The sequence below is a fragment of the Fusobacterium massiliense genome, assembly GCF_900095705.1.
In the GTDB taxonomy this organism is placed as follows: Bacteria; Fusobacteriota; Fusobacteriia; order Fusobacteriales; family Fusobacteriaceae; genus Fusobacterium; species Fusobacterium massiliense.
In genome coordinates this window covers 301,715-316,293 of sequence record NZ_LT608326.1, presented here as the reverse complement: position 1 = coordinate 316,293, position 14,579 = coordinate 301,715, and the positions used below count along the sequence as shown (strand labels likewise).

Annotated in this window: 12 protein-coding genes; 5 read left to right on the top strand and 7 right to left on the bottom strand. The window is 28.7% G+C overall.

What is annotated here, in order from left to right:
- Window positions 1-14 precede the first annotated feature (14 nt).
- The gene (locus BQ2505_RS04010) at window positions 15-668 is read right to left on the bottom strand and encodes a CoA transferase subunit A (RefSeq protein ID WP_074016487.1); all 654 of its coding nucleotides are present in this window, start codon (window positions 666-668) and stop codon (window positions 15-17) included.
- Between the two features lie 146 nt (window positions 669-814).
- Window positions 815-2,194, bottom strand: coding sequence for a short-chain fatty acid transporter (locus BQ2505_RS04005; RefSeq protein ID WP_074016486.1), 1,380 nt, complete (start codon window positions 2,192-2,194; stop codon window positions 815-817).
- Window positions 2,195-2,742: 548 nt separating this feature from the next.
- Here BQ2505_RS04005 and BQ2505_RS04000 point away from each other — a divergent pair.
- From BQ2505_RS04000 to BQ2505_RS03980, 5 genes are all read left to right on the top strand, one after another.
- On the top strand, window positions 2,743-3,612 hold the full coding sequence (locus BQ2505_RS04000; RefSeq protein ID WP_074016485.1) for a hypothetical protein: 870 nt from the start codon (window positions 2,743-2,745) through the stop codon (window positions 3,610-3,612).
- Window positions 3,613-3,824: 212 nt separating this feature from the next.
- Window positions 3,825-4,991 (top strand): galactokinase, encoded by a 1,167-nt coding sequence (locus BQ2505_RS03995; protein ID WP_074016484.1) that lies wholly within the window; start codon window positions 3,825-3,827, stop codon window positions 4,989-4,991.
- A 42-nt stretch (window positions 4,992-5,033) separates the two neighbouring features.
- A complete protein-coding gene (galT, locus tag BQ2505_RS03990) occupies window positions 5,034-6,566 on the top strand; it encodes a UDP-glucose--hexose-1-phosphate uridylyltransferase (protein ID WP_074016483.1) in 1,533 nt (510 codons plus the stop codon).
- A 1-nt stretch (window position 6,567) separates the two neighbouring features.
- A complete protein-coding gene (gene galE / locus BQ2505_RS03985; protein WP_074016482.1) occupies window positions 6,568-7,557 on the top strand; it encodes a UDP-glucose 4-epimerase GalE in 990 nt (329 codons plus the stop codon).
- Window positions 7,558-7,569: 12 nt separating this feature from the next.
- Window positions 7,570-8,736, top strand: a complete 1,167-nt coding sequence (locus tag BQ2505_RS03980; protein WP_074016481.1) for a YARHG domain-containing protein — start codon at window positions 7,570-7,572, stop codon at window positions 8,734-8,736.
- 74 nt (window positions 8,737-8,810) lie between these two features.
- On the opposite strand, the gene BQ2505_RS03975 is transcribed toward BQ2505_RS03980, so the two are convergent.
- The 5 genes from BQ2505_RS03975 to BQ2505_RS03955 form a co-directional block, all read right to left on the bottom strand.
- On the bottom strand, window positions 8,811-9,320 hold the full coding sequence (locus BQ2505_RS03975) for a transcription repressor NadR (RefSeq protein WP_074016480.1): 510 nt from the start codon (window positions 9,318-9,320) through the stop codon (window positions 8,811-8,813).
- A complete protein-coding gene (gene nadC / locus BQ2505_RS03970) occupies window positions 9,313-10,173 on the bottom strand; it encodes a carboxylating nicotinate-nucleotide diphosphorylase (RefSeq protein WP_074016479.1) in 861 nt (286 codons plus the stop codon). The genes BQ2505_RS03975 and nadC overlap by 8 nt, the downstream gene beginning before the upstream one ends.
- Window positions 10,151-11,443, bottom strand: a complete 1,293-nt coding sequence (locus tag BQ2505_RS03965) for an L-aspartate oxidase (RefSeq protein WP_074016478.1) — start codon at window positions 11,441-11,443, stop codon at window positions 10,151-10,153. The genes nadC and BQ2505_RS03965 overlap by 23 nt, the downstream gene beginning before the upstream one ends.
- A gap of 1 nt (window position 11,444) precedes the next feature.
- Complete coding sequence (gene nadA, locus BQ2505_RS03960) at window positions 11,445-12,341, bottom strand: quinolinate synthase NadA (protein WP_074016477.1); 897 nt, start codon at window positions 12,339-12,341, stop codon at window positions 11,445-11,447.
- Window positions 12,342-12,783: 442 nt separating this feature from the next.
- Complete coding sequence (locus BQ2505_RS03955) at window positions 12,784-14,421, bottom strand: FAD-dependent oxidoreductase (protein WP_074016476.1); 1,638 nt, start codon at window positions 14,419-14,421, stop codon at window positions 12,784-12,786.
- Window positions 14,422-14,579 lie beyond the last annotated feature (158 nt).

The following is a 14,579-nucleotide window of genomic DNA, read 5'->3' as shown; positions in this document are numbered from 1 at the left end:
GTTTACAACCTCCATTAATTACTTTTTACTATATAGTCTACGAATATTCTTGATATATCTAAATGATCAGGATCTAATGAACCACCAGGAACTAATTCAGCAGCTTCAACTATAACTACATCAGCAGCAGTTGCCATTAATGGATTAAAGTTTTTAGTTGTCTTAGCACAGATAACATTTCCTAGTTCATCAACTGTTGTTCCGAATATAATAGCAACATCAGCCTTTATAGGTTTTTCTAATAAGAATTTTCTTCCATCAACTTCAATAATTTCTTTTCCTTCTTGAACAACAGTTCCAAGACCTGTTGGAGTTAAAACTCCACCTAGTCCACAACCTGCAGCTCTAACTCTTTCTGCAAGAGTTCCTTGAGGCACAAGTTCAACTTCCATTGTTCCATCATGCATTTTTTCCCCTGTTTCAGGGTTAGTACCTATATGACTAGCTATAACTTTTTTAACTTGGTTATTTACAACAAGTCTTCCAATTCCTCTATCAACAAAAGCTGTATCGTTACAAACTATTGTTAAATCTTTAACACCTTTTTCAATAAGAGCTGTTATAATTGATTCAGGAGTTCCACAAGCTAAGAAACCACCAACATGAATAGTCATTCCATCTTTAATATGAGATATTGCTTCTTCCATTGAAACTAATTTTTGCTTCATAAATTTATCCTCCTTGATAATAATTATTGTTTCTATTATATCATATTTCTTTAAAAATCAAGCATATTTTTTAAAAAAAAGCAAGTTATGAGAGCATTTACGTATAACAATGACAGACAAACTTGCTTTTTATATTTTTTCAAATTTTAAAATAATAAGAAACCAGTACAAATAAAGATACCAGAAACTACTGTTACAATTAAGCAATATCCCATAATATCTTTAGCACCTAGTCCAGCAATACCTAAAGCAGGTAAAGCCCAGAACGGTTGTATCATATTTGTCCAAGCATCTCCCCAAGCAATAGCCATTGCAGATTTAGCTGCAGAAACTCCGATTGCTTGACCAGCAGGCATAACGATAGGAGCTTGAACTGCCCATTGTCCTCCACCAGATGGAACAAAGAAATTAACTACACCAGCACTAATAAATGAGAATACTGGGAAAGTTCTTTCAGTTGAAATGTTTACGAAGAAATCTGACATTAGTCTTGCAAGAGAAATTCCGTTTGCATCTGCTCCAACCATTATTCCCATAATACCTGCATAAAATGGGAATTGAAGTAATATTCCAGCAGCACCCTTAACAGCTTCAGCTAGTGCATTCAAGTATCTTTTTGGAGTACCATGTAAAAGTATTCCTAAAAATAAGAATATAAAGTTTACTAGATTTAAGTTTAAAGCAAAACCTTTAGTTATTAAATATTGAATAATATAAGTGAATCCCATAATAGCTAAAAGTATAGAAACTATTCTACTATTTTCTAATTTTTCAGCAGGAGTCATTTTAGATTTGTCTAAAACTTCTTCAACAGGTTCTGCTAAAAGTCTTTGGTCAACTTCAACAACTTCATCTTTAGAAGGAAACATTGCAACATTTAATAGAGGAACTATAATTAAAAGTCCAACAACTATATATATATTCATTGGTGAAAACATTGTTTCACTTGTAGGAATAGCTGCAGTAACTGCACCAGCAGTTTGTTGTGCTAAACTTTCTCCGTTTCCACTTGCAAGTTGTAATGGAATTGAACCAGAAAGTCCTCCGTGCCATACTAAGAATCCTGTATAAGCTGATGCTATAAGAAGTCTGTAATCTACTCCTTTAACTTTCTTAGCAATTTCTTTTGCAAATAAAGCTCCGATAACAAGTCCAAATCCCCAGTTTAAAATACAAGCTATAGCAGACACTATTGATATTACCCAAATAGCTTGTTTAGGTCCTTTAATTCCAGATGCAAATGTTGATAACATTTTTTTGAATAAATTTGAACTAGCAAGAGCATGTCCAGTTACCAAAACTAACGCCATTTGCATTGAAAAACTTAATAATGACCAAAATCCATCTACCCAATATTTTATAACATCAAGGAATGATGAACTTGTTAAAAACCAAGCTCCTAAAAACACTACGAATGTTAATAATGCACAAAATATAAATGGATCAGGTAAATACTTTTCCATTATACCCACACACATAGATGTGAATTTCTTAAAAATTCCTTTTTTTTCTTTAATATTTTCCATTTTAACCCCTTTTCTAAATAAAGCCTCTTGACATCCGTATGAGTTCTACGAGCTCAATAAACACAGGCTCTTCAAACTAATACGGATGTCAGAGACTTATTTTGATATTTAAATTTATACTTTCTTATAGAATAAAAAAATATATAATTGCCCGAATATTTTACCTTTTAAATCAAATAAAGTCAATTATTTTAATAATATAAGTAATATATATTTTTATTGTTTATTATTTCAGTAATGAATAAAAAATATAAAATAAAGTCTCCTGACAGCTGTATGACTCTTCCGAGCTCACCAAAATGCTCTCCAGAGTAATACGGACGTCGGAGACTAATTTTCGTTATTTAATTTTATACTTTCCTATAGATTTAACAAGAGACTTTAATTAAAAATATGCTATAATAAATAAAGTCTCTTGACAACCGTATGAGTTCTACGAGCTCAATGAACACAGGCTCTTCGAACTAATACGGACCTCAGAGACCAATTTTGCTATTTATTTTTATACTTTTCTATAGAATAAAAAATTATGAAAGGATTAAATCAAAATGAAAAAAATATTTATACTATTTTTTATGCTTTTTTTAGTAGCTTGTAAAAATGTAGAACAAACAAAGAACAATACATTTAAGAAAGTTGATAACATGCTATATGTGAATGATGTCCCAGCAAATGGGGAATATGAATACACAGAGAATGATGTTCAAATAAGAGGAAACTATCAAAATGGATTACCCGATGGAAAACAAGAAAGATTAGTTAAAAACGTTCTTTTAAGAGAATATTCTATAAAGAGCAACAAGCTAGATGGAAAAGATATACTATATTATAATAATCGAAAAATTTTATCTCAAACTATCTATGCAGATGGGAAAATACTATCTGGAAAAAGATTCTATAAAGATGGAATTCTTCAAGCCGAATCAAAAGGAAAAGATATAAGCATATTCTATAAAAATGGTAACAAAATGCTTATTTTAGAAAAAACTTTTATTGGAGTTTATAATGAGAATGGAGAGGAAGTAGTTTCTGTTTCTCCAAAAGGAATAAAATATAAGGGACAGCCTGAAAGAACATCATTTTTACAATTGTTTGGCTCTAAAGATAAAATTTCTAAAGCAGTTCTTTTATCTTTAGGTATGGAGGGAGTTCAATCTTATTATAAAAATGGGAATAAAGCAATTGATATACAAGGTTTAAATATTGTTGTTTATTATGAGAACGGAAAAGAGATGTTGCATACAAGCATAAGCCTAGATGCCAGTGTTGATATGAAAGTTTACTATGAAAATGGTAATCTATCTGAAGTTTCAGAAATAAAAAATGGACTTATTACAGTAAAATTTTATGATGAAAATTCAAATTTAATAAGTGAAACAATACGAGATAAAAATCACACTATAAAAGAGAAGTTTTGATTTTTATCCATTTAGAAAATAAATAAAAAAAGTCTCTTGACAGCCGTATGAGTTCTACGAGCTCAATAAACACAGGCTCTTCGAACTAATACGGACGTCAGAGACTAATAAGCATTTAAATTTATACTTTCCTATAGAATAAAAAATGATTTATTTATATTTAAAAATATTATATAATTAAGGAAATAAAAACTTATGGGAGGTTTTTCCGAATGATAATAAAATTAACAGAACACTTTAAAGAGATTTTTAAACAAGATGACAATATTGAAAGTTTTTTCTCTCCAGGTAGAGTAAACCTAATTGGAGAACATACAGATTACAATGGTGGTTTTGTTTTCCCTTGTGCCTTAGATTTTGGTACTTATGCCATCGTTAGACAAAGAGAAGATAAAAATTTTAGAATGTACTCTGAAAATTTTGAAGATTTAGGAATTATCGAATTTAATTTAGATAATTTAGTTTATGATAAAAAAGACGATTGGGCTAACTATCCAAAAGGTGTTATAAAAACTTTCTTAGATAAAGGATTTAAAGTTCCAAATGGTTTTGATGTACTATTCTTTGGAAATATACCTAATGGAGCAGGACTTTCATCTTCAGCTTCAATCGAAGTTTTAACTGCTGTTATCTTAAAATCTCTATTTAATTTAGATATAGATATGGTAGAAATGGTTAAATATTGCCAAATTGCAGAAAATAAATTCATTGGAGTTAACTCTGGAATTATGGATCAATTTGCCGTTGGAATGGGGAAAAAAGATAATGCTATCTTGCTTGATTGCAACACATTGAACTTTACTTATGTACCTGTAAAATTAAAAGATATGTCTATTGTTATTGCAAACACTAACAAAAAAAGAGGTTTAGCTGATTCTAAATATAATGAGAGAAGAAGCTCTTGTGAAGAAGCTGTTGCTGTTTTAAATAAAAATGGAGTTAATATTAAATACTTAGGTGAATTAACTGTTGAAGAATTTAATAAAGTTAAACATTTCATTAAAGATGAAGAACAATTGAAAAGAGCAACTCATGCTGTAACAGAAAATGAAAGGGCTAAAGTTGCTGTTGAGTTCTTAAAAAAAGATGATATAAAAACATTTGGAGAACTTATGAATAAATCTCATATTTCTTTAAGAGATGACTATGAAGTTACAGGTTTAGAACTAGATTCTCTTGTTGAAGCAGCATGGGAAGAAGTTGGAACTGTTGGTGCTCGTATGACTGGAGCTGGTTTTGGAGGTTGTACAGTAAGTATAGTAAAAAATTCTGAAGTTGATAATTTTATAAAAAATGTTGGTAAAAAGTATAAAGAAAAAACTGGATTAGAAGCAAGTTTCTACATTGCAAATATTGGTGATGGAGCTAGAAAACTTTAATTTACACAAGTTATACAAAAATAAAATTTGAAAGGACTGACTATGAGTATCTACACTTTAATTGAACAATTAATAGAATATGGTAAAAAAAATTCATTGATTACTGAAGAAGACACTATGTTTGTTAGAAATGAGTTGATGAACTTACTACAATTAAAAGATTGGATAGAGCCTGAAAATAGTAACTACGATATACCAGACTATCCTCAAGAAATTTTAGATAAAATTTGTGATTATGCTATTGAAAAAAATATCATAGAAAATGGTACAACTGACAGAGATATATTTGATACTGATATTATGGGAAAATTAACTCCTTTTCCTAGAGAAGTTATAAAAGAATTTAAAGAAAATTATGCAAAAGATAAAAAAAAGGCAACTGATGTTTTCTACAACTTCTCTCAAAAAACTAACTACATAAGAACAGAAAGAATTGCAAAAAATCTATATTGGAAAAGTCCAACAGAATATGGAGATTTAGAAATTACTGTAAACTTATCTAAACCTGAAAAAGATCCAAAAGAGATTGAAAGACAAAAAAATATGCCTCAAACAAACTACCCAAAATGTTTGTTATGCTATGAAAATGTTGGATTTGCTGGTACTTTAAGTCACCCAGCTAGACAAAATCATAGAGTTTTACCTTTAGAACTTCAAGGAGAAAGATGGTACTTTCAATATTCTCCTTATGTTTACTACAATGAACATACAATAGTTTTTTGTTCTGAACACAGAGAAATGAAAATTAATAGAGATACTTTTTCAAGAACACTTGACTTTGTAAATCAGTTCCCTCATTATTTTATAGGTTCAAATGCAGATTTACCTATAGTTGGAGGTTCTATACTAAGTCATGACCATTATCAAGGTGGAAATCATGAATTTCCTATGGCGAAAGCACCTATTGAAAACAAGGTAGTTTTTGAAAAATATCCAAATATTGAAGCAGGAATTGTAAAATGGCCTATGTCAGTTTTAAGATTGACAAGCCTTAATAAAGATGAATTGATTGAATTAGCAGATAGTATTTTAAAATCTTGGAGAGCTTATTCAGATGAAGAAGTAGGAATTTTTGCATTCACAGATAAAGTTCCACATAATACAATAACTCCTATTGCTAGAAGAAGAGGAGAAAAATTTGAGCTTGACCTTGTTTTTAGAAATAATAGAACTGATGAAGCTAATCCTTTAGGAATATTCCACCCACACAGTGAACACCATAGTATTAAAAAGGAAAATATTGGTCTTATTGAAGTTATGGGACTAGCTGTATTGCCTGGAAGATTAAAAGAAGAGATGAAAAAAATTGCTGAATATCTAAAAGATAGTGATTATCATAATAAAATTGTAAATGATAAAGATACTAGCAAACATATTAGCTGGGTTGAAAATTTCTATAACAAGTATGTAAAAGATTTTACAAATTTAAGTGCTGAAAAAATTGTAGAAAATATTCTAAATATTGAGATAGGACTTACATTTTCAAAGGTTCTTGAAGATGCAGGGGTATTTAAAAGAGATGAAAAAGGAAAAAATGCTTTTCTTAAATTTATAAAAAGTATCGGAGGAAGATAAGATGTCTATATTAGTTTGTGGTGGAGCAGGTTATATTGGTAGCCATGTAGTAAAATTATTATTAGAAAAAAATGAAGATGTTGTCATTGTTGACAGTTTAATTACTGGTCATGTTGATGCTGTTGATGAAAGAGCTCATTTAGAACTTGGAGATTTAAAAGATGGAGAATTTCTAAATAGAGTTTTTGAAAAATATAAAATTGATGGAGTAATAGATTTTGCTGCTTTTTCTTTGGTTGGAGAAAGTGTTGGGGAACCTTTAAAATATTTTGAAAATAATTTTTATGGAACTCTTTGTCTTTTAAAAGTTATGAAAGCTCATAATGTTGATAAAATCGTTTTCTCTTCAACTGCTGCAACTTATGGAGAAGCTGAAAATATGCCAATACTTGAAACAGATAGAACAGAACCTACTAACCCTTATGGAGAAAGTAAATTGGCTGTTGAAAAAATGTTTAAGTGGTGTGCTAATGCTTACGGATTAAAATATACTGTGTTGAGATACTTTAATGTTGCAGGTGCATATCCTACTGGAGAAATTGGAGAAGCTCATACTTGTGAAACTCATTTAATACCATTAATTTTACAAGTTGCTTTAGGAAAAAGAGAAAAAATAAGTATCTACGGAGATGACTACCCTACTCCTGATGGAACTTGTATTAGAGATTACATACATGTTATGGATCTAGCTGATGCTCATTATCTTGCTTTAAATAGACTAAGAAACGGTGGAGATAGCCAAATATTTAATTTGGGTAATGGAGAAGGTTTCTCAGTAAAAGAAGTTATAGAAGTTACAAGAAAAGTAACTGGACATCCTATTCCAGCAGAAATTAGCCCAAGAAGAGCCGGAGATCCTGCAAGACTTATAGCTTCATCTAAAAAAGCTATAGACACATTAAAATGGGCTCCAAAATACGATAAACTTGAACAAATAATTGAAACTGCTTGGAATTGGCATAAAAATCATCCTGATGGATATGAAGATTAATTGGAGGTTAGTATGAGAAAATTTTTACTCACTATCTTATTCACCATTTTTAGTTGCTTTTCATTTGCAAACGATTGGGAATTTGGTTCTAACGGTGAACATATAATTCCTTTAAAAGGTTCTAGTGTTGCTATAAAAAAAGAAAAAATTACATTAAAATTAGATAGAAATGGTATGTTTGTCAATGTAAAATTTACTTTCGATAGTCCTATTGATGAAAAAAAGATAATTGGTTTTGTTGCTCCTGAAAGTGGAAAAGAAGGTATGATTGAAGACATTCCAAAAAACAAAAGAAGACCAGAGCCCTTATTAATAAAAAACTTTAAAACTACCGTCAACGGTATTGAAGTTAAGTCTAATATAGATTTATTATCAAGATTGCTTTCAAAAGGAGTTCTAGAAAAGAATGCCGTAACTGAATACTTAGAAGATGAAAAATTTGTGTATAACTATGTTTACTACTTCAATGCAGATTTCAAAAAAGGAGAAAACACTGTTGAACATAGCTATTTCTATTCCGGTTCAAGGGGAGTTTTGGCTAATGATTTCTATTATGTTGTTACTACTATTTCAAAATGGCAAAATAAAAGAGTTGAGGATTTTGAAATTGAAGTGCACCCTGGAAATTATTTTGTTGACTTACCGTATTCATTTTGGAAAGACAATAAAAAAATTAACTGGGAAGTTGTTGGAGGTGGAAAAATACTTATTACAGACCCTGTTCAACCTAGTAAAAACAGCCCTTACCCCGAGCTATATGAAAATGAGGGCGCTATTTTCCTAAGATTGAAAAATGGTTTTGTTAGATATAGAACAAAAAATTTCTCTCCTGATAAAGATTTTTCACTAACTAGTATAGACAATATAAAATCATTTATTAGTACTCTTCCTAGTTGGAAATACAAAAATTATATTTTAAAAGATGGGTATTTTGATATTATTAACTTGGGAGATTCTATTGAAGAAAATGATTTGAAAAATTTAAGTGATTTTGAATTAGATATACTTCGTAACTACCCTTTTGCTTTTGCCGGTTATGATTTTGATAGAGCAGATTTAAAAAACTATTTCTCTAAATTTGTTTGGTATATACCTTTAACTAAAAATGTAAAGCTTACAACTTCTGACAAAGAGATAGTTAATATAATTAAAAATTTTCAAACTAAAAAGAAGAAATGATTTATATTTTAAAGTCTCCTGATAGCCGGAGTTTTAACTGTGCTGTCAGGGACTTTTTATATTCTCTATAATACCTAATTATCTATCAAAATACCAAGACTTTTTAATTTATCTTCGACTTCTTTGAAAATATTTTCATTCTCCACTATTATAGTGTGATAATGATAATTATTCGTTAAATTCTTTAGAGGTTTACTTAATTTAGAATTAATATTTTCCACTAATAAATCAACATCTCTTCTTGATTTTATATCTAATTTTACTCTTATTTCTCCATAAGTTTTATGAATAACAAAAACATCTTCTACACTTGCTCCAAGATCTACAATAGCATTTAATTCATTCCTAATTTCTGAATCATCGTGTTTTACTTTGATTATTTTTTTTATTCCTTTTGAAAGTAATCTATAACCCCTATTAGTTGAAATAATATCTATATTTCTAGCTTTTAATATTGCTATATCTTGTACTATAACTTGTCTTGAAACATCAAAAAGCTCTGCAAGATATGTACCACTTACAAGAGTTTCACTACTTTCTAAAATTTCAATTATTCTTTTTTCTCTTTCTTCCCTTTCAATCATCTATATACCTCAATTTTTTTAAGCTTAAATCTAAAATCTTAGCCGAATGTGTTATAGAGCCACTTGAAATATAGTCAATTTCTAAGCCTTTAAAACGATTTATATTGGTTATATCCACATTTCCAGAGCATTCTATTATAGCTTGTTTATTTATAATTTTTATAGCCTTTTTTGTTGTTTCTATATCCATATTATCTAACATAATTATATCTGCACCAGCTTTTATAGCTTCTTCCACTCCTTTTAAATCTTCAACTTCTATTTCTATTTTTTTTATAAAAGGAGAGTATTCTCTTGCAAGTTTTATTGCCTCTGTTATAGACCCAGCAGCATCAATATGATTATCTTTTAACATTATAGCATCAGAAAGATTGTACCTATGGTTATATCCACCTCCAACTCTAACTGCATACTTTTCAAATATTCTCATATTTGGAGTAGTTTTTCTAGTATCCAATAATAATATATTTTTATCATCAAGAGCTTCTATCATTTTTTTAGTATAAGTTGCTATACCACTCATTCTTTGCAAATAATTTAAAGCTACTCTTTCAGAAGATAGTATTGTTTTTATATTAGCTTTTATTTTCAATATTAAATCCTTATCTGCAACCTTATCCCCATCTTTTTTATATTCTGTAAATTCAACAGAAGTATCAAGTAATTCAAAAACTCTTTTAAATACATCAAGCCCTGCTAAAATTCCATTTTCTTTTGAATAAAGTGAAATTTCTGCTAATCTATCATTCTTATAAACTGCATTTGTACTTATATCTTCCGAAGTAATGTCTTCTTTTAATGCCAATTTAATTGAATCATCCATTTGAAATTTATCTATTTTTCTGAAATTCATCTTCTTTTATCCTTTTTTCTATGATATTTTTATTTTCTTCTTCATTAAAAACTAAATTTTTATCTACTATATTTCTAAAAATATCATCTGTTATATCATTATAAACAGAAATATTATTTTCGTCAATAATTGAATACGATGCTCTTTTCCCAAATACAACACTTTCTAATAATGAGTTACTAGCAAGTCTATTTTGTCCATGAACTCCTGTACAAGCAACTTCACCAATAGCATACAAATTTTTCATTGATGTTTTAGAATTTATATCAACCTTTATTCCACCCATTGTATAATGCTGAGCTGGAACTATTGGAACCTTATCTTTATATGGATTTATCCCATTTTTTATTAAATGATCATATATATTAGGAAATCTCTCTTTAATATCTAATTTTATCGTACTGAAATCTAGCCACTCATATTCAGATTTTTCTTTCTTCATTTCCTCTAATATTGCACTTGTAACCTTATCTCTAGGTTTTAACTCATCTGTAAATCTTTCTAATTTTTGATTTAAAAGTATTGCTCCTTCTCCTCTCACTGATTCAGAAATTAGAAATTTTCTTTCTTTTTCTTTTTTATAAAATGTAGTTGGATGTATTTGAATATATGAGATATCTTTTATTTCTATATTATGCCTGATAGCTGCTGCAACCCCATCTCCTTTTATATGAGAAAAATTTGTAGTATTCTCATATATTCCTCCTATTCCACCTGTTGCTAAAACTGTAAATTTTGATTTTATAGAAAATACTTCTTCTTTTTTTGCTAATACTCCTAAACAATGATTTTCTTTTTCAATAATATCTAAGAACTCACAATCTTCAATTATCTTAATATTATCTCTTTCTAAAACTTTTTCTATAAGGCTTTCCATTATATATTTACCAGTTTGATCTTCACAATATAGAATTCTAAATTTTCTATGTCCTCCTTCTCTTGTATAGAATAAACCTTTTTCATCTCCTGTAAACTTAACTCCATTTTCGATTAGAGTTTTTATTGCCTCCTCTGACTCATCAACCAGTATCTCTACAGCTTTTCTATTATTTTTATAGTGCCCTGCTATTAAGGTATCCTCAATATACTCTTCTCTATCGTTTTTCCCTCTACAAACAGATATGCCTCCTTGTGCAAGATAAGAATTACTATCTTTAAGTTTTTTCTTTGTTAATAGTATTATTTTTAACTTTCTATCTAGACTTAATGCACAAGTTAACCCTGCAACTCCTGAACCAATTATAACCACATCACAACTTTCAATTTTCATTTTAATCTCCTGCCAATTCTAACATTCTTTCCAAAGGAATTAGAGCTTTTTTAGCTACTTCATCATTAACTTCTAATTCATCTCCACCTTCTAATAATATTTTTTCTATTTTTTCTAAAGTATTCTTTTTCATACTTTTACATATTAAAGTATCTGCAAAATATAATTTTTTATTAGGAGCTTTATCATAAATTTTATATTGTATCCCTCTCTCAGTTACAACTATAAACTCATCTCCACCTTTTAATACCTCTTCGATTATTCCACTTGTACTTCCTATATAATCAGCTAGATTTAAAATTTCCTCTTTACACTCTGGATGAGCTAATACCTTAGCATTAGGATATTCATTTTTTAATTTTATTACATTTTCTAAATGTACTAAATTATGTACACAACAATAACCTTCATTCACAATAATATTCTTATCTTTAATTTGTTTTGCAATATATGATGCTAAATTTCCATCAGGAACTATAAAGATATTTTTTTCTTTTAATTTACTCACAATTTTAACAGCATTAGATGAAGTTATGCATACATCACAATATGATTTTATTTCTGCTGTCGAATTTATATAACAAACCACAGCTAGATCATCATATTTTTCTCTCATCTCTTTTATCTTTTTTATAGTTATCATATGTGCCATAGGACAATCAGCATAAATATCAACCATATGAACTGTTTTATCGGGATTTAAAATTTTTATACTTTCTCCCATGAAATACACACCAGCCATTATTATTGTTTTATTTTTTAACTTTGTTGCTGTTTTTGCTAAATAGAAAGAATCTCCAACATAATCAGCTATTTTTTGTACTTCGCCATCTACATAGTAATGAGCTAAAATTGCAACATCCTTTTCTTTTTGTAATTCTTTTATTCTTTCTTTCATTAGTCCTCCTAAAATAATTTTATAGTAAAATTTCTTTAAGAAATTATAGCACTATTTTATTTTATTGACAAGACAATAGAATATACATTGTATATTCATATAATGATATCTATAAATAAAATAAAGTCTCTTGATAGCCGTATAAGTTCTACGAGCTCAATAAACACAGGTTCTTCAAACTAATACGGACATCAGAGACTAATTTTTATATTAATTTTATACTTTCAAATTTATACTTTCATTACAAATAAAAAAGTCTCTTGATAGCCGTATGAGTTCTACGAGCTCAATAAACACAGGCTCTTCGAACTAATACGGACATCAGAGACTATTTTTACTATTTATTTTTATACTTTACTATATAATAAAAAATCCCTAAATATTTGTATCAGTTCTATGAACCTATACAAATATTAGGGATTTTTTTACATTATTTAATTTTTTATTTATTTATAATTTCTAACATGTCTTCAACATTCTTTTCTCCGAAATAAACATGTTGATCATCAATTATAATAGCCGGAACACTCATAATATCATATCTGTTTTTGAAATCTTGGAAAGTGAAAATATTTATCATTTCCATTTCAACATTTTTATTAAGAGTCGCTATTCTTTGAGTTGCTTGAACTGTCTTTGGACATTTAGTACAAGCTAATGAAATTCCTATTTTTATATTAACTGGTTTATTAATATTTTTAATCTTTTCTAATGCTTCTTCAGAAGAAACTTTTTGTCCTGGACCAGCAACATTGTATAAACCTAATATAAATGAGTTTAATTCATGTCCACTTGGTAAACTTGAATATTTTAATCCTGAGAAGTTTCCATCTTTATCAAGAACAGCTATTGTAGGTGTTCTTGTAATTTTTACTTTTGCTTCTAATTCTTTATTTTCTCCTGCATTATAAGATGAAAATTCTAATTTATCAGAAATAGATGCTATTTCTTTTACTGCATTTTCTATATTTACAGATTCTTCATTGTTAGGGTCTTTAAATACTACAACTTTTACTTTATTTTCAAATCTTTCTACAACTGCTGCTAATTGTTCTCTTAAAGCATCATCTAAGAAACCTTCTTTTTCAGTTGCAATTGTTGTTGTTTTTTCTTCTTCTTTTTCTTCTTTCTTAAGTCCTAATTCTTCTCTTAAATCATGAACATATTTTTCTATACTTGTAGCTGCTATAGCTCCATCAGCAACAGCTGTTACAACTTGTCTTAATCTCTTTGGTCTTATATCCCCAACAGCAAATACTCCATCTACATTTGTCATTAAATCTTCATTTGTTGGTATAAATCCAAATTTATCAATTTCTATATGTTCTTTAAATATTTGACTTGATGGTGCATATCCAACAAATACAAATACTCCAAATGTTTCTCCATCTTTTGCCTTATATTCAGTAACTTCTCCTGTTACATTATTTTTAAATTTAGCTGCTCTTGGTTTCATATCTCCTGTTAATTCTGTTAATTCTGTATTAAATTTAACAGTAATTTTTGGATGTGCTTTTACTTTATCACCTATTGATTTAGCACAAGTAAAATCTGGTTCTCTTGCTATAATTGTAACTGATTTTCCATATTTTGTTAGGAACATAGCTTCTTCAGCTGCAGCAAATCCTGCACCGATTACAAATATATCCATTCCTGTGAAAAATTCTCCATCACAAGTTGCACAATATGCAACTCCTCTTCCTGTATATTCTAATTCTCCTGGGAATCCTAATTTTCTTGGTGCTGCTCCAGTTGCTATAACAACACTTAAAGTTTTATATTCTGCATTTTTTGTCTTTATTGTTTTTATTTTTTGAGAGAAGTCCATACCAACAACTTCTTCTTCAACAAAATTTACCCCAAATCCTTGAGCTTGTTTCTTAGTTTGTACCATAAGTTCACTACCAGAAATTTCTAATATTCCAGGATAGTTTACTACTTCACTAGTAAGACTTATTTGTCCTGCTTTACTTTCTTTTTCTATTACTAATACATCTAATTTAGCTCTTCCACCATATATACCAGCTGATAATCCAGCAGGACCTCCACCGATAATAATCATATCATATATTCTTTCCATTTTAATCCTCCTATTATTTTTTTATTATTTTTCAATATTCTCAAGACTTATAAATATTCTAATCATATAATATTGTTTTAAATAACAGTTAACTATATTTTAATAAAAATATTAAAATGAAATTATTTTAAGCAACTACAATAATTTCCTTTTTATAT

Bases quoted from the DNA above. Each gene is read 5' to 3' on its own strand.
- nadA (WP_074016477.1), bottom strand. From the start codon at position 12,341: ATGAAAGAAAGAATAAAAGAATTACAAAAAGAAAAGGATGTTGCAATT.
- nadC (WP_074016479.1), bottom strand. From the start codon at position 10,173: ATGAATTTCAGAAAAATAGATAAATTTCAAATGGATGATTCAATTAAA.
- BQ2505_RS04005 (WP_074016486.1), bottom strand. From the start codon at position 2,194: ATGGAAAATATTAAAGAAAAAAAAGGAATTTTTAAGAAATTCACATCT.
- BQ2505_RS03995 (WP_074016484.1), top strand. From the start codon at position 3,825: ATGATAATAAAATTAACAGAACACTTTAAAGAGATTTTTAAACAAGAT.
- BQ2505_RS04010 (WP_074016487.1), bottom strand. From the start codon at position 668: ATGAAGCAAAAATTAGTTTCAATGGAAGAAGCAATATCTCATATTAAA.
- BQ2505_RS03975 (WP_074016480.1), bottom strand. From the start codon at position 9,320: ATGATTGAAAGGGAAGAAAGAGAAAAAAGAATAATTGAAATTTTAGAA.
- BQ2505_RS03965 (WP_074016478.1), bottom strand. From the start codon at position 11,443: ATGAAAATTGAAAGTTGTGATGTGGTTATAATTGGTTCAGGAGTTGCA.
- galT (WP_074016483.1), top strand. From the start codon at position 5,034: ATGAGTATCTACACTTTAATTGAACAATTAATAGAATATGGTAAAAAA.
- galE (WP_074016482.1), top strand. From the start codon at position 6,568: ATGTCTATATTAGTTTGTGGTGGAGCAGGTTATATTGGTAGCCATGTA.
- BQ2505_RS04000 (WP_074016485.1), top strand. From the start codon at position 2,743: ATGAAAAAAATATTTATACTATTTTTTATGCTTTTTTTAGTAGCTTGT.
- BQ2505_RS03980 (WP_074016481.1), top strand. From the start codon at position 7,570: ATGAGAAAATTTTTACTCACTATCTTATTCACCATTTTTAGTTGCTTT.
- BQ2505_RS03955 (WP_074016476.1), bottom strand. From the start codon at position 14,421: ATGGAAAGAATATATGATATGATTATTATCGGTGGAGGTCCTGCTGGA.